Annotated in this window: 21 protein-coding genes and 1 tRNA gene; 12 read left to right on the top strand and 10 right to left on the bottom strand. The window is 70.6% G+C overall.

Annotated features, from left to right (window positions below; all coding sequences use genetic code 11):
• The first annotated feature begins 32 nt into the window (after positions 1 to 32).
• Complete coding sequence (gene sepX, locus BKA15_RS09525; RefSeq protein ID WP_179750186.1) at positions 33 to 809, top strand: divisome protein SepX/GlpR; 777 nt, start codon at positions 33 to 35, stop codon at positions 807 to 809.
• Here the strand turns inward: sepX and BKA15_RS09520 are convergent.
• Both BKA15_RS09520 and BKA15_RS09515 read right to left on the bottom strand, forming a co-directional pair.
• Positions 806 to 1,168: a hypothetical protein gene (locus tag BKA15_RS09520; RefSeq protein ID WP_179750185.1), complete on the bottom strand. Its 363-nt coding sequence runs from the start codon at positions 1,166 to 1,168 to the stop codon at positions 806 to 808. The genes sepX and BKA15_RS09520 overlap by 4 nt on opposite strands.
• Positions 1,169 to 1,187: 19 nt before the next feature.
• Positions 1,188 to 1,508, bottom strand: a complete 321-nt coding sequence (locus BKA15_RS09515; RefSeq protein WP_179750184.1) for an ArsR/SmtB family transcription factor — start codon at positions 1,506 to 1,508, stop codon at positions 1,188 to 1,190.
• 392 nt (positions 1,509 to 1,900) lie between these two features.
• On the opposite strand from BKA15_RS09515, the gene BKA15_RS09510 reads away from it, so the two are divergent.
• From BKA15_RS09510 to BKA15_RS34790, 3 genes are read left to right on the top strand one after another with little or no spacing between them, the layout of a single operon-like run.
• A complete protein-coding gene (locus BKA15_RS09510) occupies positions 1,901 to 2,794 on the top strand; it encodes an MFS transporter (protein WP_218871954.1) in 894 nt (297 codons plus the stop codon).
• Complete coding sequence (locus BKA15_RS09505) at positions 2,791 to 4,053, top strand: aldehyde dehydrogenase family protein (protein WP_218871172.1); 1,263 nt, start codon at positions 2,791 to 2,793, stop codon at positions 4,051 to 4,053. The genes BKA15_RS09510 and BKA15_RS09505 overlap by 4 nt, the downstream gene beginning before the upstream one ends.
• Complete coding sequence (locus tag BKA15_RS34790; protein ID WP_218871170.1) at positions 3,996 to 4,262, top strand: aldehyde dehydrogenase family protein; 267 nt, start codon at positions 3,996 to 3,998, stop codon at positions 4,260 to 4,262. The genes BKA15_RS09505 and BKA15_RS34790 overlap by 58 nt, the downstream gene beginning before the upstream one ends.
• On the opposite strand, the gene BKA15_RS09500 is transcribed toward BKA15_RS34790, so the two are convergent.
• Positions 4,259 to 4,924 (bottom strand): HNH endonuclease family protein, encoded by a 666-nt coding sequence (locus BKA15_RS09500; protein WP_179750183.1) that lies wholly within the window; start codon positions 4,922 to 4,924, stop codon positions 4,259 to 4,261. The genes BKA15_RS34790 and BKA15_RS09500 overlap by 4 nt on opposite strands.
• A 167-nt stretch (positions 4,925 to 5,091) precedes the next feature.
• Here BKA15_RS09500 and BKA15_RS09495 point away from each other — a divergent pair.
• A tRNA-Ala gene (locus tag BKA15_RS09495) sits at positions 5,092 to 5,164 on the top strand.
• 1,120 nt (positions 5,165 to 6,284) lie between these two features.
• Here the strand turns inward: BKA15_RS09495 and BKA15_RS09490 are convergent.
• The 3 genes from BKA15_RS09490 to BKA15_RS09480 form a co-directional block, all read right to left on the bottom strand.
• Positions 6,285 to 6,662, bottom strand: coding sequence for a hypothetical protein (locus BKA15_RS09490; RefSeq protein ID WP_179750182.1), 378 nt, complete (start codon positions 6,660 to 6,662; stop codon positions 6,285 to 6,287).
• 205 nt (positions 6,663 to 6,867) lie between these two features.
• Complete coding sequence (locus tag BKA15_RS09485) at positions 6,868 to 8,352, bottom strand: amidohydrolase (protein WP_179750181.1); 1,485 nt, start codon at positions 8,350 to 8,352, stop codon at positions 6,868 to 6,870.
• A 105-nt stretch (positions 8,353 to 8,457) separates the two neighbouring features.
• The gene (locus tag BKA15_RS09480; protein ID WP_179750180.1) at positions 8,458 to 9,999 is read right to left on the bottom strand and encodes a caspase family protein; all 1,542 of its coding nucleotides are present in this window, start codon (positions 9,997 to 9,999) and stop codon (positions 8,458 to 8,460) included.
• A 171-nt stretch (positions 10,000 to 10,170) separates the two neighbouring features.
• Here BKA15_RS09480 and BKA15_RS09475 point away from each other — a divergent pair, with 171 nt between their 5' ends.
• The 4 genes from BKA15_RS09475 (at position 10,171) to BKA15_RS36805 (ending at position 15,370) form a co-directional block, all read left to right on the top strand.
• Positions 10,171 to 11,727 carry a S8/S53 family peptidase gene (locus BKA15_RS09475; RefSeq protein ID WP_179750179.1) on the top strand — a complete coding sequence of 519 codons (1,557 nt, stop codon included), beginning with the start codon at positions 10,171 to 10,173 and terminating at the stop codon, positions 11,725 to 11,727.
• Positions 11,724 to 12,317, top strand: a complete 594-nt coding sequence (locus tag BKA15_RS09470; protein ID WP_179750178.1) for an RNA polymerase sigma factor — start codon at positions 11,724 to 11,726, stop codon at positions 12,315 to 12,317. The genes BKA15_RS09475 and BKA15_RS09470 overlap by 4 nt, the downstream gene beginning before the upstream one ends.
• A complete protein-coding gene (locus BKA15_RS09465; protein WP_179750177.1) occupies positions 12,314 to 12,811 on the top strand; it encodes a hypothetical protein in 498 nt (165 codons plus the stop codon). The genes BKA15_RS09470 and BKA15_RS09465 overlap by 4 nt, the downstream gene beginning before the upstream one ends.
• Before the next feature lie 72 nt (positions 12,812 to 12,883).
• Positions 12,884 to 15,370 carry a CHAT domain-containing protein gene (locus tag BKA15_RS36805; protein WP_179750176.1) on the top strand — a complete coding sequence of 829 codons (2,487 nt, stop codon included), beginning with the start codon at positions 12,884 to 12,886 and terminating at the stop codon, positions 15,368 to 15,370.
• A 27-nt stretch (positions 15,371 to 15,397) separates the two neighbouring features.
• On the opposite strand, the gene BKA15_RS09455 is transcribed toward BKA15_RS36805, so the two are convergent.
• Positions 15,398 to 16,930 (bottom strand): MFS transporter, encoded by a 1,533-nt coding sequence (locus tag BKA15_RS09455; protein WP_218871168.1) that lies wholly within the window; start codon positions 16,928 to 16,930, stop codon positions 15,398 to 15,400.
• Between the two features lie 96 nt (positions 16,931 to 17,026).
• Here BKA15_RS09455 and BKA15_RS09450 point away from each other — a divergent pair, with 96 nt between their 5' ends.
• On the top strand, positions 17,027 to 17,686 hold the full coding sequence (locus tag BKA15_RS09450; protein WP_179750175.1) for a TetR/AcrR family transcriptional regulator: 660 nt from the start codon (positions 17,027 to 17,029) through the stop codon (positions 17,684 to 17,686).
• 12 nt (positions 17,687 to 17,698) lie between these two features.
• On the opposite strand, the gene BKA15_RS09445 is transcribed toward BKA15_RS09450, so the two are convergent.
• Entirely contained in the window at positions 17,699 to 18,445 is a 747-nt protein-coding gene (locus BKA15_RS09445; protein WP_179750173.1) for a sulfite exporter TauE/SafE family protein, read from the bottom strand.
• An 85-nt stretch (positions 18,446 to 18,530) separates the two neighbouring features.
• Here BKA15_RS09445 and BKA15_RS09440 point away from each other — a divergent pair, with 85 nt between their 5' ends.
• Positions 18,531 to 20,150, top strand: a complete 1,620-nt coding sequence (locus BKA15_RS09440) for an alpha-amylase family glycosyl hydrolase (RefSeq protein ID WP_179750171.1) — start codon at positions 18,531 to 18,533, stop codon at positions 20,148 to 20,150.
• Positions 20,147 to 20,869 carry a Crp/Fnr family transcriptional regulator gene (locus tag BKA15_RS09435; protein ID WP_179750169.1) on the top strand — a complete coding sequence of 241 codons (723 nt, stop codon included), beginning with the start codon at positions 20,147 to 20,149 and terminating at the stop codon, positions 20,867 to 20,869. The genes BKA15_RS09440 and BKA15_RS09435 overlap by 4 nt, the downstream gene beginning before the upstream one ends.
• Here the strand turns inward: BKA15_RS09435 and BKA15_RS09430 are convergent.
• A complete protein-coding gene (locus BKA15_RS09430) occupies positions 20,793 to 21,134 on the bottom strand; it encodes a hypothetical protein (protein ID WP_179750168.1) in 342 nt (113 codons plus the stop codon). The genes BKA15_RS09435 and BKA15_RS09430 overlap by 77 nt on opposite strands.
• A complete protein-coding gene (locus tag BKA15_RS09425; RefSeq protein ID WP_179750166.1) occupies positions 21,134 to 21,508 on the bottom strand; it encodes a hypothetical protein in 375 nt (124 codons plus the stop codon). Before BKA15_RS09425 ends, BKA15_RS09430 begins: the two co-directional genes overlap by 1 nt.
• Positions 21,509 to 21,526: the final 18 nt, after the last annotated feature.

Raw genomic sequence — 21,526 nt, 5'->3', positions numbered from 1 at the left:
CCCGAGCAGGGTTCTGACCGTAACGTCACCTTGTGGGTACGACCGGGATCATCTTCGGCGCCATCGCGGTGGCGTGGTTGATCTACCTCGTCCCCATGTTCGTCCGCCGGGACGACGCGCCCGAGGTCGACGAGGAGGACCCGGCGAACCGGTTCTCGGATTCGATCCGGATCATCCGGCAGGGGATGGCCCCACTGCTCGACCAGGACCTCGCCGAGATTCCCTCCGTCGAGGTCTCCACCCCGCTGACCCGGCGCGCCGCGATCGCCGACCTGCGCCGCCTGGAACGGCTGGCCGCCCGCCGCCGGCTCCGGATGCTGGTGCTGCTGATGACGATCACCTCCGCGGTGGTCTCCGTCTGCGCGTTCGGGCTGATCCCGTGGTGGTCGGTGGCGATCCCCGGCGGCCTGCTGGTCGGCTTCGTCGTCGTCGCCCGGATCAGCGTCCGCGGCATGCGCCGCGACCTGGACGCCCGGTTCCAGTCGATCCGCCGCGGCAGCGACGAGAACACGATCTTCCTCAGCCCGAAGCACCAGCGCACCCCGGACGAGAAGACCGGTTCGCTCGCGCTCGGCGAGACCGCGCAGCCCGGCAAGCCCGGCGGACTGTGGGATCCAGTGCCGATCACCATGCCGACGTACGTGTCGAAGCCGCTCGCGCCGCGCACCGTACGCACGATCGATCTGTCCAGCCCCGACGTCACCAGCTCGGGGCGTCAGTCCGTACCCGTCACGGCCGATGCGCCGACGACGAAGAAGAAGGCCAAGGAGACCGACGGCGACACAGACCGTCGCGCCGCCTCCGCCTAGTTCGTCGGGATCAGCACGAACCGGGAGCCGTCCGGGTTGCGGAAGACGATCTCGAGGATGCCGGTCGAACCCGTCGGGACCACCTCGATCACTCCCGCTCCGACGACGGGCAGGACGCCGTCCTCCTGCCGCGTGGACCGGCGCCACATCGTGTCCGCCGACGGGACGCCGCCGCGGGTGACGATCTCGCGATCATCCGGCGTGGTCAGGACGACCTCCACGCTGATCACCGGAGCCGGGCCGTGTCGCCGGGCCTTCGCCAGCGTGTCGAACCTGGCCGGCCCCGCATACCGGTCCGGTGTGCTCCACCACCACACCCTTGACAGCACCGACCCGATCGGCGGCGATTCCATGATCACGGTTCCCGGCTGAGTTCGGTCAACGAACCGGTCGCGCGGCCAGATTGTGGAGCACGGCGTCGAGCAACCCGGGAAACAGCTCGTCCAGGTCGTCGCGCCGCAGCCGGATCAGCCTGGTCCGTCCCACCACCGTCGTGTGCGTGAGGCCGGCCTCGCGCAGGACCCGGTAGTGATGCGACAGCGTCGACTTGTGCAGCTCGATCCCGTCGCCGAGCGGTGCGCAGGTCTCGTCGCTCTCGGCCAGCCGGGCCACGATCTCCAGGCGCGCCTCGTCCGACAGCGCGTGCAGGACCTGGGCCAGCCGGATCGTGTCCGCCGGCGGGTGGGGCAGTTCGCGCATCGGATCCTCCTCCCGGAATCGGCGCCCTCAACCGTAGCCTTCATTTGATTGTTGGACAAACATCCAACCCTCGGATAGTTTTGCGATCATCCAACAGTCTGGAGGGACCGTGTACGCACGGCTGCTGCCCCTGGTGCTGGCCACGTTCGCGGTCGGTACCGACAACTTCGTCATCGCCGGCCTGTTGCCGGCGATCGCGGCGGATCTCGGCGTCACCATCCCGGCCGCTGGCCAGTTGGTGACCCTGTTCGCGTTGACGTTCGCGGTGTCGGCCCCCGTCCTCGGCGCGGCCACCAGCGGCCTGAACCGGCGGACCGCTCTGTTGCTGGCCCTGACGGTGTTCGTCGCCGGCAACGCCGCGACCGCACTGGGCACCGGACTACGGCTTCGTCCTGGCGGCCCGGATCGTCACCGCGGCCGGCGCCGGCATCATCACGTCCACCGCCGCGAGCACCGCCGTCGCGCTGCTGCCGCCCGAGCGGCGCGGCAAGGCGTTGGCCCTGGTCATGGGCGGGTTGAGCTCGTCCACCGCGCTCGGGCTGCCGCTCGGCACGCTGATCGGTGGCACCGACTGGCGCCTCACCCTGTGGGCCGTCGCGGGCGCCGGACTGGTCGCGGCCGTGGGCATCGTCGTCGGCCTGCCCGCGGTCACCCTGCCCGTCGCCGGGCTCCGGTCCCGGCTCGCCCCACTGCGCCAGCCGTGGGTGCTCGGCGTTCTGGTCGTCACGATGGCGGCGCTCGCGGGGTCGTACGTCCTCTATCCGTACGTGGCGACGGCGACCGACGGCGTGACCGGCGGCTCGGTGGCCACGCTGACGATCCTGTTGTTCGCCTGGGGTGCCGGAACCCTGACCGGGACCCTGCTCGCCGGCCCGTTGACCGATCGGTTCGGACCGGAGCGGGTCCTGACCGGGTCGCTGCTGGCGGCGACGCTGGTCCTGGCGATCAGCCCGGTGATGCTGACCGGGCCGGCGCCGGCGCTGGTGTGGGCCGCGCTGTGGGGACTGTGCATCGGCGTACCCGTCATCCCGCAACAACACCGACTGGTCGCCCACGCCCCGGCCGCCGCGCCGATCCTGCTCGGCCTCAACTCCGCCGCCGTCCAGGTCGGGATCGCGGCCGGCGGCGCCGTGGGCGGCCTGGCCCAGCACTGGCTCGCCCCGTCCCAACTCGGCTGGCCGGCGGCGGTGATCACGGCGCTGGCGTTCGCCCTGGCCGTGGTGACCACCCGTCGCCGGTCCGGCACCTCGCCCTCACTTCACCTGACCAGCAAGGAACGACGATGACCGAACCCACCATGATCAGCAACGGCGTGGCGACGACCGCTGCGACGTTCGATGTCATCGATCCCGCCACCGGCGAGGTCTTCGCGCAGGCACCGGACGCCGACCGCCGGCACCTGGACGCCGCGATGGAGGCCGCCGCCGAGGCCTATCGCCACTGGCGGCTCGACGAATCAGAGCGACGGCGCAGCCTGCTCGTCGCCGCCGAGACGATCGAGGCCGAGACCGACCGGCTCGCCCGGCTGATCACCCTGGAGCAGGGGCGGCCGTTGCGCGACGCACGGGCCGAGGTCGGTTGGGCCGTCGGTTGGCTGCGCTACTACGCCGGGCTGGAACTCCGGCGCGAGATCGTTCAGGACGACGAGTCCGGCTTCGCCGAGGTGGTACGGCGCCCGGGCGGCGTCGTGGCCGCGATCGCGCCGTGGAATCTGCCCCTCATCCTGGCGGTGTGGAAGTTCGCGCCGGCGTTGCTGGCGGGCAACACGGTCGTGCTCAAGCCGTCCCCTTTCACGCCGCTGGCCACCCTGGCGCTGGGCGAGCTGCTGCGCGACGTCTTCCCGCCCGGCGTGCTCAACATCGTCACCGGCCGAGACCCCCTCGGTGCCTGGATGACCGAGCACCCGACACCGTGGAAGATCAGCTTCACCGGCTCGGTCGCGACCGGGAAGAAGGTCGCGGCTGCGGCCGCTCGGGACCTCAAGCACGTCACCCTGGAGCTCGGCGGCAACGACCCGGCCCTCGTCCTCGACGACGCCGACCCGGGCCGGATCGCGGCTGACCTCTTCACCGGCGCGTTCATGAACAGCGGCCAGAACTGCATGGTGATCAAGCGGGTGTACGTACCCGAGCGACAGCACGCCGCGCTGGTCGAGGCGCTGGCGGAACGAGCAAACGCGGCCCGGGTCGGCAGCGGCCTCGACGACGACGTCGACCTGGGCCCGATCTCCACCCGCCCGCAGTTCGACCGCGTGTCCGAGCTGGTCGCCGACGCCCTCGCCCACGGAGCGGTCGCCGCGGCCGGCGGTCGGGCCCTCGACCGTCCCGGCTACTTCTTCGCGCCGACGATCCTGACCGGAGTGAGCGACGGCACCCGCATCGTGGACGAGGAGCAGTTCGGGCCCGCGTTGCCCGTGATCACCTACCGCGATCTGGACGAGGTGGTGAAGCGGGTCAACGACGGCCCGTACGGCCTGACCGCATCGGTGTGGTCCGGCGACCCGGCTCGCGCGGCGGCGGTGGCAGCGACGGCCCGTACGGCCTGACCGCATCGGTGTGGTCCGGCGACCCGGCTCGCGCGGCGGCGGTGGCAGCGCGGCTGGAGGCCGGACAGGTCACCGTGAATGCTCACGGCAACGGCCTGCGTCCCGACCTGCCCTTCGGGGGCCACAAGCAGAGCGGCATCGGCGTGACCAACGGACCCTGGGGCCTCGAGCGCTACACCGAGTTGCAGGTCCGCACCGCTCCCGCCTAGACCACCGTTACGGTGATCGTCGAGTTCTCGCAGTCGCCGGCCAGGTCCTCCAGCGCCGCCTTCTCGGTGGAATCGACCGCGAGGCTCCAGCGGATCTTCACCGCGACGAACTCGCGCAGGTAGCGACACTGCTGCTCCTCGGGCAGCCACTCCGCCGGATCCTGATCACCCTTCGCCTGGTTCACCGAATCCGTGACCCCGACCAGCGTCCGGTAGTCGCCCAGATCGTTCGCGTACGACTCCCGCCGGCTCGCCGACCAGTCATGGGCGCCCGAGTCCCAGGCCTCCGCTAGCGGCACCAGGTGATCGATGTCGATGTCCGAGGTCTGGGTGTGCGAGACCCCGTCGTAGTACGAATACCAGCGGCCGCCGCTCAGCGAGCAGCCCGAACCCACCGTCGGCGGATCGTCCGCCTCCGCGATCAACACCTCGTCCCGGGCGTCGCAGCCGTCGCCGTCCGCGTCGACCCAGTGATTGAACTTATCCCGGTCGTAGCCGTCGCGCTGCTCCGTGGCGACGTCCAGATGATCGATCGCCTCGCTCAGCGGCGCCGAGTAGCTCTCGGCGGCAGCGGCCGGGCCGGTGGTGAGGAAGGACGTCGCGGCCAGCGTGAGCAGGGCGGCGACGGCGGAGATCAGGGTGCGAACGCGGGTCTGGCTCATGGCAAGACACCTCTCGTGCGGGGTCACGGACACGTCCTTCCGTTCAGCCAACCCCACGCCGGCCGGGTGGGGCAACGAACGGGGAGCGACGTCGACGTGAACCGGTTCGAAGCACGGCGCGGCTGATGATAAAGTCTGCGTGCTGGTTGCGGCCCGAGGCCGTACCCGGGGCTATAGCTCAGTTGGTAGAGCGTCGCGTTCGCAATGCGAAGGTCAGGGGTTCGAATCCCCTTAGCTCCACCGGACTCAGGACGACCCTGCTCAGGTGCTTCGCACCTTTCGCCGGGTCGTCCGGTTTGTTTTCTGGGGGTGCAACCCCCAGGCCCCGCCCGGCGGGCTTCGCCCCGGACCCCCGGCCCGGACCCTGGCCCTGACCTCGGCCCAGACCCCCTGCGTTCCTGATGGCTTGCGTTGCTGCGGGGTCGGCTGGGCCGAAGCCCCTCAATCCTGGGTTCCTGAGGCTTGATTCGCTTCCGGATCTCCAGCCTGGACCCCGACCCCAGGCCTCGGAGCCAGGCCGCCGGTCCTTGGCACCCGCCCTCGGCTCCCACAGACGTTCCCGCGGGAACGCGACACTCGCCCTGCCGACGCCCGCGCCAACACGACCCGTGCGGAAGCGCGACCCGACCGACGTTTCCGCGGGAACGCGACTCGACCGCGCGGAAGCGTTCCCGCGGGTACGACTCGACCGCGCGGAAGCGTTCCCGCGGGAACGCGATCCCCGCCTCCGCCCCCTGCCGACGACCCCGCAAACACGACCTGTACGGAAGCGCGACCCGACCCTCGACCCCTGCCGACGCACCCCGCGCAAACACGATCCGTGCGGAAGCGCGACCCCGACCCTCGACCCCGCTGACGCCCCGCGGGAACGCGACTCGACTGCGCGGAAACGTTCCCGCGGGAACGCGACTCGACCCCGCAAAACGTTCCCGCGGGAACGTGACCTTCGACCCCTGCCGACGCACCCCGCGCAAACACCGATCCTTGCGGAAGCGCGACCCGACCCTGACCCCGCTGACGCCCGCGGGAACGCGACTCGACCGCGCGGAAACGTTCCCGCGGGAACGTGACCCCCGACCCCTGCCGACGCACCCCGCGCAAACACGATCCCAACGGAAGCGCGACCTGACCGACGTTCCCGCAGGAACGCAGACCCCCGGGGTCCGGACCCTGGGCCCCGGGGCCGGCCCTCGGACCTCCGGACCCCGACCCCGAACCCAGCCTCCGGCCCTGAGCACCCCGAACCCAGCCCCCGGCCCCGAGCACCCCGAACCCAGCGCCCCGAGCACCTCGGAACCAGCCCTCGGATCCCCGGCCCTCCGGACCCCGCACCGCTGAGTCGTGGGGGTTCAGCCTGCGGTCAGTTCTCCTCCGTCGGAGGCTCCTCCAGGACGTCGTACACCGCCTCCATCGCTTCGTACCTCCACTCGGCCGGCACCTCGGACAGGTAGCGCAGCACGGTGGTGGCGAGTTGCTCGTCGGTGCGAGGGGTGAGGCCGGGGAAGGTGGGTGGGTAGGGCAGGGTGTCGAGATCAGCCTGGTCCGGGTCACTCGGACCTCGGCCGGCGGCGGCCGTGGCCGCCTCCTCGACCGACCTGGCCACCGCGTCGAGCTCACGGATCACCTCGTCGGCGGCCGCCCGCGGCACGGCCTGCAGCGCGGCTACCGCTTCCTCGCCGAGGATGGACTCGGGAGGGACCCACGCGGTGTGGGTCACGCCGTTCTCATCGATCCACACGATGCCACCTCCGCCTTGTTCCAGACCGCCTTGTCCCAGACCGGTGCCACGTCACTGACCTCGGAAGATGAAGTGCCGGATGTGCTGGACCACACCGTTGCGCCGGTTGACGACGGTCACGTCACGAGCGTTCGGACCGTATCGCCCTTCTCGTACTCCGCCAACCCACACCGAGCGTTGGCGGAAGTTGCGTGGAATCTGAGCCTCAGAACTCGCCGTCGGCTCGCCAGGTCCAGCGGCCGGCGATCATGGTCGCGTGCACCGGCATGGTCCGGAGCTGCGGGGTTGTTGCGGTCAGCGGGTCCAGGTCGGTGATCACCAGGTCGGCGACGTCGCCGATCTCGGGGCGGGCCCGGCCGTTGGTGGACGCGTCCAGTGCGGCGGCGACGTCGATTTCCTGTTCGGGATGCCAGGACGGCCGGTCGTCGGCGCTGCGGTGTACGGCAGCGGCGATGGTCAGCCACGGGTCGAGCGGTGACACCGGGGCGTCCGAGCCCAGTCGGAGCGTCGCCCCGGCCGCCAGCAGATCCCGGAACGGGTACGCCCGCTCGGTCCGGTCCGGCCAGTGCCGGTCGGTCACGTCGCGGTCGACGACGGCATGGTCCGGCTGCACGCTGGCGATCATGCCCAGCCGGCCGAACCGCGGCAGGTCGCGCCGGGTGATCAACTGTGCGTGCTCGATCCGCCCCGAACAGCCGACCTTCTCGAAGGCGTCCAGCGTGATCGCGACGGCCCGATCGCCGATCGCGTGCACGGCGCACTCGAGCCCGGCCCCGGTCGCTTGCTGCAGCTGCTCGACCAGGTCGTCGAACGGCAGCAGCAGGATCCCGTGATCATGCTTCGGGTCGCCGGGCTCCGGATAGCGTTCGTGGCAGTAGGCGGTCCGAGTGTTCAGCGACCCGTCCATGAACAACTTGAGCGGTCCCATGGTGAGCAGTCCCTCGCCGCCGGGCACCGGATCACCCGTCCGCAGGCCCAACTCAAGCGCAGCGGGCAGTTCGGGAGTATTGACGCCGCATTCGACCCGCAGCGACCGGTTGCCGCCGGCCACCCGGCGGGCCCAGACGACCGGATTGAGCTGGCGTTCCAGTTCGACGATGCCGACCAGCCCGCGCGCCGCCGCCTCCGCGGCTGCTTCCCGGGCCCAGCGGTCCGCCTGCTCGTCCGGTGCCTTTTCGAGTCCCGCATAGACCGGTCCCGTGTCGTCCTCGCGCAGCATGCCGTCCTCGATCTCGGCGATGCCGAAGTGTCGGAACGCTGCGGTATTCAGCCAGCAGCAGTGCAGATCGTTGCTGGCCAGCACGACGGGTCGGTCCGGCGCCACCCGGTCCAGCGCCGCTCGGGTCGGCCGTTCCGGCCAGTTGGCGTCGCGGAACCCGTACCCGATGATCACGGGGTCCGGCGGCTGCTCGGCGAGCCGCTCCGCGACCGCGATGATCACGTCCGCCGCCGACCCGGTGCGGGTCAGGTCCAGCTGTCGCTGCATCGACGACGAGGAGCCGAAGTGGACGTGGCTGTCCCACAGCCCACGCAGCACGGTGCGGCCGTCCAGGTCGACCTCCCGGATCGGGCCGGCGGCCTGACCGGCCTCGCGACCCGGCCGGAGCACGCCGTCGATGATCAACAATTCGGTGGGTTCGCCGGATCCCAGCGGACGGACGTTGCGCAGCAGTACCTGTTCGGAGTCCACGCGTCCATTCTGAGACGCGGAGACGGGGATGCCGCGCGGATCGCGCGCGACATCCCCGTCGTTCCCCCGTCCCCGTCCAGAACGGCGAAGCCGCTCAGGCGGTGGTCAGGCCGCCAGGACCGGCTTGGGCTGGTAGTCCTTCAGCAGGCTGCTGATCCCTTCGACCAGCGGCGGCAGCACGATCGGCAGGAACTGCAGCCACTTCTCGTCCGGTACCGCCGGCGTCGCCGTCTTCTGGGCGGTCGGCTGGCCGTTGGACTGGTAGGCCTTGAACAACCCGCCGAGCACCGAGCCGAACAGGTCGCCGCCAGGCAGGCCCGGCAGACCGGGCAGGCTCGGCAGGCCGGGGAACGGGAAGAACTTGGCGTCTCCCGACCCGGTGGACGCCGGTTCGACCACCGTCGGCTGGTAGTTCTTGAACAAGGTCTCGATGATGCTGAGCGCCGGCGGAATCAGGTCCGGAAGCAGTTCCAGGAACTTCTCGTCCGGCACCGTGACGGCGGCCGCCTTCGGGGCGGGCGCAGCGACGGCGGGCTGATACTCCTTGAACAGGTTCCCGATGATGTTGACCGCCGGGCCGATCAGGGCCGGCAGCAGCTGGAGGAACTTCTCGTCGACCTGTCCGTTGGTCGATACAGTCGTGGTGGTCATGATCTTGTCCTTTCGTTGCTCTGTGAGCGCTTGTTCGATCGCCGCCCGGATTTGAGCGGCGAGGTCATGGGTGCTGGTGATCATCAGCGGTGTCTTCGCCTTGCCGAGGACGAATGAGGTCTCCGCCATCTCCGGGGCAGCCGGCGGTTCGAAGATCAACGGCCGCTGCTGGAACCCCAGTTCGGTGAGGATCCGTTCGGCCTCCCGATGAAGGTCCATCGGCGCCGCGTCGATGCCGAGGGCGTCCAGCGACTTGCCCAGCGCGTACGTGAACGCCGAGAGCCCCTTCGTGTCGCTGCGCCGGGCCGATGCGGTCTCGTCCTCCCGGCAGGCGGTGAGCAGCAGCGCGTTGAGCCGCGGCTGCCCTTCCTCGTCGTCGAAGGCTTTCGCGTCCTGATCTTGAACGTCGGCCGAGCCGAGCCCCTTCTCGGCCGCGGCGACCGGATTGGTGGTGATCATCTTCGCGCCGAACGGTGCGAACTTCTTCACCGTGCCGCTGGACAGGGCGGTGTTCAGGGCGATGGCTTGATCATCGGTGGGCAGCCAGACCTTGGCGCGGGTCACCTCGCCGCCGCCGGCCGTGACGAAGAACTTCTGCATCCCGCCGGAATGGCAGGAGTCGCTGATCACGGTGAGTACGGCCGGCGGCAGTCCCGCCGTTCGCTGACTCAGCTCGTCGTCGGTGAAGAAGCCGTCCCGAAGGACCAGCACCTCGGTGAGCGCGTCGTTCTCGGCGACCTGATAGCCGTGCCCGCTGTACATGAAGATCAGCCGATCTTCCGGACCGACGTCGGTGAACAGGGCGTCGAGGGCCGTCCGTACGTTCGCGAGCGTCGCCTCGGCATCGATGAGGGTCGTGATGTTCTCCGGCGGGAAGCCGTAGTCGCGCTCGAGCCGGGTGCGGACGTGCGCCACGTCGGCAACGCAGCTGTCGAGGTTGTTGCGTGGATCTCCGTAGTCGTCGATTCCGACCAGGAGCCCCTTGACGGTTGCCATGTCTCCTCCTTTCCAGGCGAGCCCTTGATCGGGCCCGACACGGATGAAGAAGCAGAACCGGCCGCGGAAATACGTCCCGTCGGCGATGTATCAGATCGAGATCGGCGTACTCCTGTCAGGGGAGGCCGATCCTCATTACAGTCGTCTCAACCACCCACCTCAGGAGCCCCCATGGAACCTCCGCCCGCTCCGCTGCGCACGCCCAACATCCCGGCGGGGACGTTGGGCCGGTACGGTGCGCGCGTGCTCGATCCGGCCACGGCGATTCAGACGCCGGACCAGCGGATCGCCCCGACGATCTATCTCCCGGACCGGCTGCTGGTCCGGGGCATGCCGACCCGACGGGCCGACGCCACGATCAATCGGCTGCAGGGCTGGAACGACCAGAACCAGACCGGGCTGACGGTGACCGTTTCGCAGCGCGACCAGGAATTCGTTGATCAACTCGACAACCCTGCCGACGCCGAGTTCTTCGACCAGACCTGGACGACCCAGGTCCGGCTGAGCAACAACACCGGCCGGCCGCAGGCGCCCCCGGATGCCTGGCAGATCCTTCAGCAGTTGCTGAAGGAGGATTCGGGCCTGGCCGAAGACGTCGCGCTGGACCACGTGATGAGTGCGGGACCGACGTGGGGTGGCGTCAGCGGCGTGTGGGGCGGTGTGAGCGGCGTGTGGGGTGGAGTCAGCGGGGTCTGGGGCGGCGTCGGCGGCTTGGCCGCGGCCTACGGCGGCCCCGGCCTCGGCGGCCGCACGCCGGTCGTGTGGAGTGCCCCTGACCCGCGGCTGACGGCGCCGGAGCCGGTCCGCGAACCGGTGATCGCGGTGCTGGACACCGGTCTGGGTACGCACCCGTGGTTCGATCCGGCGAGCGGCGGCTGCACCGAAACGATCATGTTCCGCGGGGCGCCGATCGGGGTGCCGACGACGGAGGCGACCGACCCCCGGGCGACGGGCGTGGTGAGCGATCCGTTGAACGGCCTGGTCGACCCGCTGGCCGGCCACGGGACGTTCGTCGCCGGCATCATCCGGCAGCGCTGTCCGAGTGCCTATCTGATGATGGTCCCGGTGCTCGCCGCCGACGGCACAGTGACCGAGCACGACGTCCTGACGGCCCTGAACCAACTGCTCTGGCTGCACCATCACGCCGAATTCGAGGGAGGGCGCTGCCTCGACGTGGTCAATCTCTCGATGGGCTACTACCACGAGACACCCGAGCACCGGACTGCCGGTGCACCGCTGAAGGCAGTGTTACAGGAGTACGCCAAGGCCGGGATCGCCGTGGTCGCCGCCGCGGGCAACGGGGCGACGTCGGAGCGGTTCCTGCCGGCCGGGCTGGCCGACAAGCTGTCGGGCGCGATGGGCTTGACCAGCGTCGGCGCGCTGAATCCGGACGGCCACACCGTCGCCCTGTTCTCCAACAACGGCTCCTGGGTGACCACGCACGCGCCCGGGGCCGCCGTGGTGAGCACCGTACCGACGACGCTGGCCGGAGGGCTCGGCCGTGCAGTCGCCGTGCAGCGCGACGATCCGCTGCCGAGGGCGACCATCGACGCCGACGACTATCGCAGTGGGTTCGCGATCTGGAGCGGCACCTCGTTCGCGGCACCGTGGATCACCGGGGAGATCGCCGCAGGCATTGCCGCCACCGGTGATCTTGCTGCTTCGGTACGGACCGTGCTCGACGACCAGAAGCAGACGCTGGCCACGGCGTTGCGGTCCCGATCATGACCGGCCTGCCGGAGTCCGACACCCGCGGCGCGGCGAGCCGGGCCGCCGAGGCGTTCACCGGCTACCGCGGTGGTCGGCTGGGCAGCATGGACGAACTCGTGCGTCTGGTGACGCCGCTGTTGTGGCACACGGCACGGGGAACCGGGCTCGACCGCGAGGCCGCCCGAGATGTGGTGCAGACCGCCTGGCTGCGCCTGGTCGAGCACGCGGACCGGATCGCGGACCCGCAGGCCGTGCTGGGCTGGTTGATCGTGACTGTCCGGCGCGAGGCGTGGCGGCGGGTGAGGTCGCAGCGGTCGGGCACCGAGGACCTGGACGCGATGCCGGAACGACCCGACCCGGACCCCGATCCCGGCGAAACGATCTTGCAGACCGACGAGCAGGAACGGCTCTGGCGGCATCTGGCCACGCTGACACCGAGATGTCAATGGTTGCTCAGAGTGATCGCCTTCAGTGATCGTCCCGATTACGCTGTGATCGCGGAGGCGCTCGGCATGCCGGTCGGCAGCATCGGGCCGACCCGAGGCCGGTGCCTGGCGAAGCTGTGGGCGAGACTGGTGGCCGATCCGACCTGGGGAGGTGTCCGATGAGCCGCGGCGACGAGACGCTTGATGATCTTGACCAGGAGATCCTGGCTGCGATCCGCGACCTGTACGCGGCGACCGATCCGATGCCGGATGATCTTCCGTTGGAGATCGAGTTCCAGCTCAGCGTTCAGGCCCTGCACGCGGAGGTTGCTGAACTCCAGCGGTCGTCCGCCGCGGCGAACGAGCCGGTGTGGCGGGATGACCAGGCGATCCGGACCGAGTCCCTCACCTTCTCCTGCGACCGACTCACCGCGATGATCACGATGACGAACCTCGACGCCTCGTCGGTACGGATCGACGGCTGGGTGACCGCACCGAACTGCCGGGTCGAGCTCCGGGTCCGCCGGGCCGATCCGGGTGCGGACCCGATCACGTACCCACTCCGCGCCGACCAGGACGGCCGGTTTGTGATCGAGCCGGTCGATCGCGGGATGGCCAGCTTCGTCTTCGTCGACGGCACCGACCGTCCCGTGATCACTCCGTACGTCGAGCTGTGACGAGGTGATGACGCCACGTCCGGTAGCCGCAGTCCCGACGCCGAAGCACTGACCGAGCTGGTCGACCGCGCCGTGCAGGCCAACTCGGCGAGTCGCCTTGCCCAGGCGCGGTCCCTGCTGCGCCGGGTGTTGCGCACGATCGGGACGGGTGAGGTGGCGCCGGATCTCGCTGCCGTACGAGGGCGGGCCAAGATCACGCTCGCCCTGGCGCAGTTCGAGTCGGGCCGCCGGGACGAGGCGTTCGCCTTGCTCGACGGAGCCGAGCAGGAGGCGTCCGGTCCGGGATCGGCGACCGTGCGTACCCTGGCGGCGATCCAGCGGTCCGGGCTGCACGCCCGGCTCGGGGAATGGGATGCGGCCCTGGCCGTGATGATCATGATCCGGGACGCGGCCGCAGCGGTCGGCCCGCGGGCCGCCGCGGTGGTGGCCCTCAATGCGGGACTGGCCCGGCAGCTGCTGGGTGACGTCGCCGGCAGTGCCGCCGAGCTGGCCCGGGCGGAACGGATCGCGTCCGCCGCCGGCATCGACGACATCGCCGCCGCCGCGACGCACAACCTCGGCCGCCTCGAGTTCGTCCGCGGCGATCTCAGCCGTTCGCTCGACCTGATGACCCGGGCGCGGGACATGAGTGACACCCTCCCGCGCGCTCAAGTCGATCTTGATCGCGCCCGGGTGTTGATCGAGGCCGGGCTGCTGGACGACGCGGTGCCGCTGCTGGCCGAGAGCGAGGCCGTCGCGCGGTCCGATCACCTGGTCCACTACGTCGGCGAGATCACCCTGGAGCGGGCCCGACTGGCTCTCGTCCTCGGTGATCATCGAGCGGCGCTCGACCTCGCTCGGACGGCGGCGCGATCCTTCGCCCGGCACCGGGAACCGGCCTGGCAGACCCAGGCCAAGCTGTTGGGCCTGCGGGCCGAGCTCGCGCTGGGCCGAGGATCGGCGGCAGCGGTACGGCGCGCCGTTGACCTGGCCGACGGCCCGGCCGCGGCGAGCGGCGTCCGTGCCGCGGCTCAGCTGCTGGCCGCCGAGGCGTTGGCGGACGCCGGGGAGGTCGAGGAGTCGGCACGGCGGCTGGCCGGCGTGCCGAGCGTCGCGAGGCTGGCCTTCCCGGACCGGCTGCACCGCTACCTCGTGGCGGTGACCGTAGCGGCCGCGCGGGGCGACCGGCCGGCGGTCCGGCGCCAGCTGCGCAAGGCAGTCGCCACCCTGGCCGCCGAACAAGGCCGCTATTCGGGACTGGACAGCCGGACCGCCGTCGCGTTGCACGGCCGGCGGTTGATCGAGATCGATCTTGATCATGCCGTAGGGCCGTCGGCGGTGTTCGACGCGTGCGAACGCTGGCGGGGAGTTTCGTACCGGCTGCCGCGGGTCAACCCCATCGACGATCCCATGATCAACCGTTTGCTGGTCGAGCTCCGGCAGGCCCGGCTCGAGTTGCGCGATGGCGGGCCGGAGCCGCCGATCCTGGCCAGGATCGCGCGGCTGGAGGCAGCGGTGCGGAGTCGCGACTGGGAGATCAGCGGGGTCGCCGGCCGCGGTGATGATCACCGTGCCGTGGCTCGGCCGATCCGGTTCGCCGAGGCACGCTCGGCCTTGAGCCGGCGCAGGGCCGGAATGATCAGCCTGTTCGTGTACCGCGGTGTGCTGAAGTCGGTGACGCTTTCGGCTGCCGGAGGCCGGGTCCGGGAACTCGGCGGGGCAGCCGACGCGGCCGAACACGCGCGGCGGATCGCGGCCGATGTCGTCGCGCTGAGCCGGGCCGTGGCGCGGCTGCGGCCGATCATCGCCCGGTCCCTGGCCCGCAGCATGGCCGCCCTGGGCCACCTGCTGGCTCCGGCGCTGCCGGACACCGAGCGAGTGATCATCCTGCCGACGCGGGTCCTCGCCTCCCTGCCCTGGCGGATGCTGCCCCAACTCGCGGGCCGGCCGGTGACCGTCGCCCCTTCGGCCACGTTCTGGTGCCGTGGTCTCGACGCCGTTCCGGCCGCGGGCCGGGCGATGGCGGCGGTCGCCGGTCCGGGTCTCGCCCGCGCGCAGGAGGAGGCCGAGGCTGTCGCGCGGCGCTGGCCCGCCGCGACGACCTTGTCGGGCGCCGCCGCGACCGGAGCGAACCTCGCCGCTGCGCTCAGGGATGCGGCGATCGTGCACGTCGCCGCGCACGGGTTCCATCATGATCAGAGTCCGCTGTTCTCCTTCGTACAGCTCGCCGACGGCCCCGTGTTCGCCCACGACCTGCAACGCTGCGGTGTCGGCGCCGGGCATGTCGTGCTGTCGGCCTGCGAGGCGGGCCGGGCCCGGGTTCGACCCGGAGAGGAATCGCTGGGGCTGACCTCGGCGCTGCTCGCGTGCGGCGTCCGGTCCGTCGTCGCCGCGGCCGCGCCGGTTCGCGATGATCTTGCTGCCCGCCTGATGAGCGAGTACCACGGGCTGCTGTCGGCCGGCATCGACGCGGCCGAAGCCTTGGAGCGCTCGAGTCGGGGCGACCCTGACTCGCGGCTGTTCTGCAACTACGGCAGTGACTGGGCGCCGGCGCAGAGTACGGCAGTGGCGGAAGCATGATCGCCGGAAGTCACCATCCTCGACGGCCTACTCGGGATCGTCGTGGGCGACGGTCGGCGCGTGGCGGAGCAGGACGGCGGCGGCGACGGCCAGGATCAACACCGCGATGGCCGCAGCCCCGGCGGTGAGTTGGAGTGCGGAGGTGAAGGCGGTCCGGGCGGCGGTCAGGACCGCGTCGCTGATGTCCGGCGCGAGCCCCCGGGTTGCCTGGACGGCGCCGAACAGGGAATCCACGGCGAGCGCCCGGGCCGCCTCGGTCAGGCCCGGCAGTGCGTGGTTCGCCATGATGGCCTGGTAGTACGCGATGCCGAGGCTGCCGAGAACCGCGATGCCGGAGGCGTTGCCGAGTTCGTTGCCGGTCTCGGATACGGCGGCGGCAGCCCCGGCTCGCTCGGCCGGTGCGGAACTGATGATCAGGTCCGGGCCGAGTGTGCCGGCCGGCCCGAAGCCGAGCGCGGTGAGGATCGAGCCGATCACGATCGGCGCGATGCCGCCGTCCGGGGTGACCTGGGTGAACGAGACCAGACCGGCGATCGCGATCGCCATGCCGCCGGTGATCAGGTACGCCGGCCGGATCCGGCGGGCAAGTCGCGCCGAGACCGTTGAGGAGATGATCAACGCGCCGGTCTGCGGCAGCAGCCAGAGCGCGGCGAGCAGGGCCGGCAGGCCGCTCACCAGCTGCAGATACTGCGCCGTGAACAGGTAGGTACCGGCCATCGTCATGCCGATCATCAGGTTCAGCCCGACCGCGGTGGAGAAGGCCGGGATCTTGAACAACGACAGGTCCAGCAACGGCTGGTCGGTGGTTCGCTGCCGCCGCATGAAGAGATAGCCCAGGACCAGGCCGGCCACGCCGATGCCGATCGCCGTCAGCGTGGGCCCGTCCTTGGCGAAGGTCTTCATGGCCAGCACGGCGGCGAGCACCGTGGCGGTGGCCAGGGCCGCGCCAGGCAGATCGAACCGGCCGGGGGAGGGATCCTTCGACTCAGGAAGGAGGACCGGAGCCAAGATCAACAACAGGACCATGATCGGAAGATTGACGAGGAAGACCGAACCCCACCAGAAGAACTGCAGCAGGATCCCGGCGAGCAGTGGTCCCAGCACGATCCCGACCGAGAAGCTGACCACCCAGATCGAGATCGCGAAGGCGCGCTCGTCCCGGCGGTGGAACAGCGATCTGATCAACGACAAGGTCGACGGCATCAAGGTCGCGCCGGCGACGCCCTGCACCGCACGGGCTGCGATCAACCATTCCGGGCTCGGTGCGAATGCCGCCAGAGTGCTCGCTGCCGCGAAAGCGGTCGCGCCGATCATGAGAAGGCGGCGTCGGCCGAGGCGATCGCCCAGGGTCCCCATCGTGATCAACGCACCGGCGATCAGGAAACCGTAGATGTCGGTGATCCAGAGGGCCTGGATTCCATCCGGCTGGAGGTCGGCTGACATCGACGGCAGGACCAGGATCAACACCGACAGGTCCATCGAGACGAGCAGCGTCGGCAGGGCGAGCACCGCGAGCCCGGCCCAGGTTCGTGGCCCGGCCTTGGCTGCCTCGCCGCCCACAGAGATGCGGTCCCTCGAATCGTGGCTGGACACCCTGCTCCTACGGTTGAGGTTTCGTTACGATCTGTATCGTAACAGAACCGCTAGAGTTGGGTCATGGCGAACTCGGCGGAATCGCGGCGCGGGGGTCGACCACGCAGCGCCGAGATCGGCGCGGCCGCGCTGGAGGTGACGCTCGCCCTCCTCGACGAGACCGGCTACCGGCGCCTGTCGATCGAGGAGGTCGCGCGCCGCGCCGGCACGTCGCGCCCGGCGCTGTATCGGCGCTGGCCGACCCGGCCGGCGCTGGTGCTCGCCGCGCTCGCCGGTCGGCTGGACGGAATCCAGATCCCGGACACCGGGTGCACGATGTGTGACCTGGGCGAGGCGATCGGGGTTTTCGTCGCCGCTTTTCGGCGGCTGCCGCCGGACGTGATCGGGCCGTTGCTGGCCGATTGCGCCGCCGACCCGGAGTTGCACACCCTGTTCATGGCCACGCTGTTCGACCCGCCGCGGCAGGCGGTCCGGCAGACCCTGGCGCGAGCCGTCGAGCGTGGCGACCTGCGCCGTGATCTTGATCTCGAACTCGCCGTCGACCTGCTCGGCTCGCTGGTCCACCACCGCGTGCTCTTCGGTCACGCGCCGTTCGGTGACACCGAGATCGAGACCGCGGTGGAGACCCTGCTCGGCGGCATCGCGGCCGACTATCCGGCCCTGCTCGAGCACAGCCGCCGGCAACTCGAGGCGCCCACGGTGCTCCACCACCTGCACGGCTGAGCCTGCGTCCGCTCACGCCACCCATTCACCCAGCGCGGGGATCAGGGCGACGGCGGCGGCGGTGAGGGCCAGCAGCAGGGCAGCGGTGACGGCTCGGCGGTGCGCCGTCACGCTCATCCTGGTAAAGAGGTAGCGGCCGAGGAGGAAGCCCGCGGCCGCGGCCGGCAGGCAGCGGGTCAAGCCTTCGGGAGGGTGCCACGATCCTGCGATGATCATGGTCGCGACACTGATCGGCAACCGGAGCAGCGACAGGGTGATCAAGGTGTCGCGTTGCTGCCAGCGGTCCAGGAGCCGGTCGCCGAGATAGACCGCGAGCGGCGGGCCGGCCAGGGTCGTCGAGGTGTTCAGCAGTCCGGAGGTGAGGCCGGCGACCGCTGCCGCGGCGCGGCCGAGGCGGAGCCGGAACCGGCTGCCGATCAAGCGCTGCAGGACCACGGCCAGGATGATCATGATCATGGCGAGTCTCAGGTACGAAGCCGGCAGCACGGCCAGGGCGATCGCGCCCAGGGCGAGGCCGGGCAGGCTCCACAGGAAGAGCCTGATCACCTCGCTCCAGACGGGTGCCGGACGGCGGCCGCCGAGGGCGACCAGTCCGACGTCGACCAGCAGGCCGGAGACCATGATCAACGAGACGGCCTCGGCCGGGCCGAACAGCCAGGCCAGGACCGGCGCGCTCACGATCGCGTACCCGAAACCGGTGCAGGCCTGGATGACGGCGCTCGCGAGCAGGATGATCGCGGCGACCAGGACCGGGTCCACCCCGGCACGGTAGGCAGCAGGACGCCCCGTGGTCTGTATCCACGGCTACAGACGGCCCGGCCGCCCGGAACCTAGGCTCCACACCGTGCCCGACGAACGCCCGTGGTGGCAGACCGCCGTCTTCTATCAGCTCTATCCGCGCTCCTTCGCCGACTCCGACGGCGACGGCGTCGGCGACCTGGCCGGGGCGATCGGAAGGCTGCCGTACCTGCGCCGGCTCGGTGTCGACGCCGTCTGGGTCTGCCCGTTCTACCCGTCGCCGCAGCGCGATTTCGGCTATGACGTCACCGATCACCGGGGCGTCGATCCCGTCTTCGGTACGGTCGCGGACGCCGAACGCCTGATCCGGACCGCCCACGATCTCGGCCTCCGGGTCGTGATCGACTTCATCCCGAACCACACCTCCGACGAGCACCCGTGGTTCGTCGAGTCCCGTGATCATGCCGATGGCCCGAAGCGGGACTGGTACTACTGGCGCGACGGCTCGGCGGGGCGGCCGCCGACCAACTGGCTGTCGCTCTTCGGCGGCTCTGCCTGGACCTGGGACGCCGGGACGCGGCAGTACTACCTGCACAGCTATCTCGAGGAACAGCCGGACCTCAATTGGCGCAACCCCGCGGTGCGTGCGGCCATGGACGACGTGCTCCGCTGCTGGCTCGACCGCGGCGTCGACGGCTTCCGGATCGACGCCTTCCGGCAGCTTCTCAAGGATCCGCACTGGCGCGACAACCCGGTGAACCCGGACTGGCCGGCCGACGGCGACCCGTACCACCGCCTGGTCCCGCTCCGGTCCACCGATCAGGACGACATCGTCATGATCATCGACGAGTTGCGCGGGCTGCTCCGTGATCACCCGCGGCCGCCCGGCGGCTGTCATCCTGGCGACCGGGTCCTGCTGGCGGAGGCGTACCTGCCGATCCCGAAGTTGGTCCGCTATCACGGGACCGATGGCGACGGGCTGCAGCTGCCGTCCAACATGAACCTGCTCACCTGTCCGTGGCAGCCGCGCGCGGTCGCCGCTCTGATCGAGGAGTACGAGGAGCTGCTGCCGCCCGGCGGCTGGCCCAACTGGCTGCTCGGGAACCATGATCGTTCCCGGGTCGCCACCCGGCTCGGCCATGATCAACAACGGATCGCGGCGCTGCTGCTGCTCACCCTGCGCGGCACGCCGATCCTCTACTACGGCGAGGAACTGGGCCTGCCGGACGTCGACGTACCCGAAGCTCAGGTCCGCGACCCGGTGGCCCTGCGGACCGGGCGGGCCTGGCTCGGCCGGGACCCGGCCCGGATGCCGATGCCCTGGACCCGCGCCGCCCGGGCCGGCTTCTGCGCCGAGGACATCGAGCCGTGGCTGCCGCTGCGCCCCGACGCCGCCGAGCTCAGCGTCGAGTCCCAGCAGGACGATCCGGCGTCGACCCTGACCCTCTATCGCCGGATCCTCGCACTCCGGCGCGGCGTGCCGGCCCTGTCCGCCGGCAGCTACAGCACCCTGCGGGCCGACGACCGGTTGCTCAGCTTCCGTCGCGGCCACGAGGCGGGTGACGCGGTCGTGGCCCTGAACTTCTCGGATCAGCCCGTCCGGTACGACCTCCCGGCCGATCGGTCCTGGCGGCTCGAGTTGGCCAGTCAGCACGGCGGCACGAGTCGGCTCCTGCGGCCGCACGAGGGCCACCTGCTGCTGTCAGGGCAGAATGGCAAGGCGTGACCAGTGCCCGACCTGAACCGGAAGCCCGTGACCCCGATCTTCGTCGGATCCCCCTCTTCGCCGGCCTCACCGAACCGGCCCTCGCTCTCGTCGCCGCCCGGACCGCGGCGACCAGCGTCCCGGCCGGCACGGTCCTGGCCCTCGAGGGCTCGCCCTGCGACCCGCTCCACGTCGTCGAGTCCGGCCGGGTCGCCGCCTCCCGTACCTCGGCGGCGGGACGTCACGCGCGGATCCGGGTCGACGATCCGCCGGTCGCGATCGACAAGGCGACCGCGCTGGCCGGGACCGAGCACCTCTATACCTGGACCACGCTGAGCCACTGCCGGATCCGCCGGCTGCCGCGCCGGCTCTTCCTGCACCTGGTCGAGACCGAGCCGTCGGTGGCCTTGCAGACCGCCCGCCACCTCGCCACCCAGTCCAACCGGGCCCGCGGCGACTTCCTCGACGCCGTCGTCCACGACCCGCTGCACCGGACCCTGCGCCGGCTCACCGAGCTCGCCGACGCCGACGGGGTCGCCGCCCTGGTGGACGGCCAGCAGGGCCTGGCCGACGAACTCGGGCTGTCCCGGGTCACGGTGAACCGGGCCCTGCAGCAACTGGTCCGGCGGGGCGACATCCGGCTCACGCGCGGCCGCGTCGAACTCACCCGTCAGGAGCGTCTGCCTGTCGCCGTTCTCGGAGGACCGTCGTCAACGCCAGCAGGAGCAGGGCGCCGCTGATCAGGTGGAGGCCGAGTTCGCCGACGTCCAGCAGGCCGTACGCCAGCGTGTGCACGTCGTCGCCCTGGCCCCGAATGGGATCGAGGCCGAGGAACACCCGGGAGCCGATGGCGCTCACGAACGGGAGCAGACAACCGATGAGGACGAGCACCCGGACTCGTCGGTCGGCCAGGCGGGCGACCAGGGCAACGACCATTCCGGCGAGGAACGGAGTGAAGTCGAGGTACAGGTTCACGACGGTCAGCGCCCTGTGTGCCACCTTCATCAGCGCACACCTCCGGCGCTCTGCCGATGGATCGGTCGCGGCCGGCCGGCTTCCACGAACATGGCCACGAGGACGAACGCCCAGCCGACGGCTCCGACGAGGCTGATGACGTGATCGAGGCTCAGCAGGCCGAGGTCCAGGGCCTGCCACTGCTCGCGGGTCGGGCCACCGAGCCCACCTTGCGTGGGAGGGAATCGTGGATAGAACCTGAAGATCACGGCGCTGAGCAGCATGTCCGCGAGGATGCAGAGCAGGCCGGTGACAGCAAACAGGGCAGCTGTCGGCCGGGCGCTTCGGGGGAGGCGCACCGTCACCAAACCCGCCAGCACGACCAAGGCCGAAAGCCCGTTCACCACCCAGTTCGCAGTGGGCATCCAGGTTGGCCCGGCCCG

Source organism: Microlunatus parietis (genome assembly GCF_013407955.1).
In the GTDB taxonomy this organism is placed as follows: domain Bacteria; phylum Actinomycetota; class Actinomycetes; order Propionibacteriales; family Propionibacteriaceae; genus Microlunatus; species Microlunatus parietis.
Note: the sequence above shows the minus strand (reverse complement) of the source record. Positions and strands in the feature narration are given on the sequence as shown.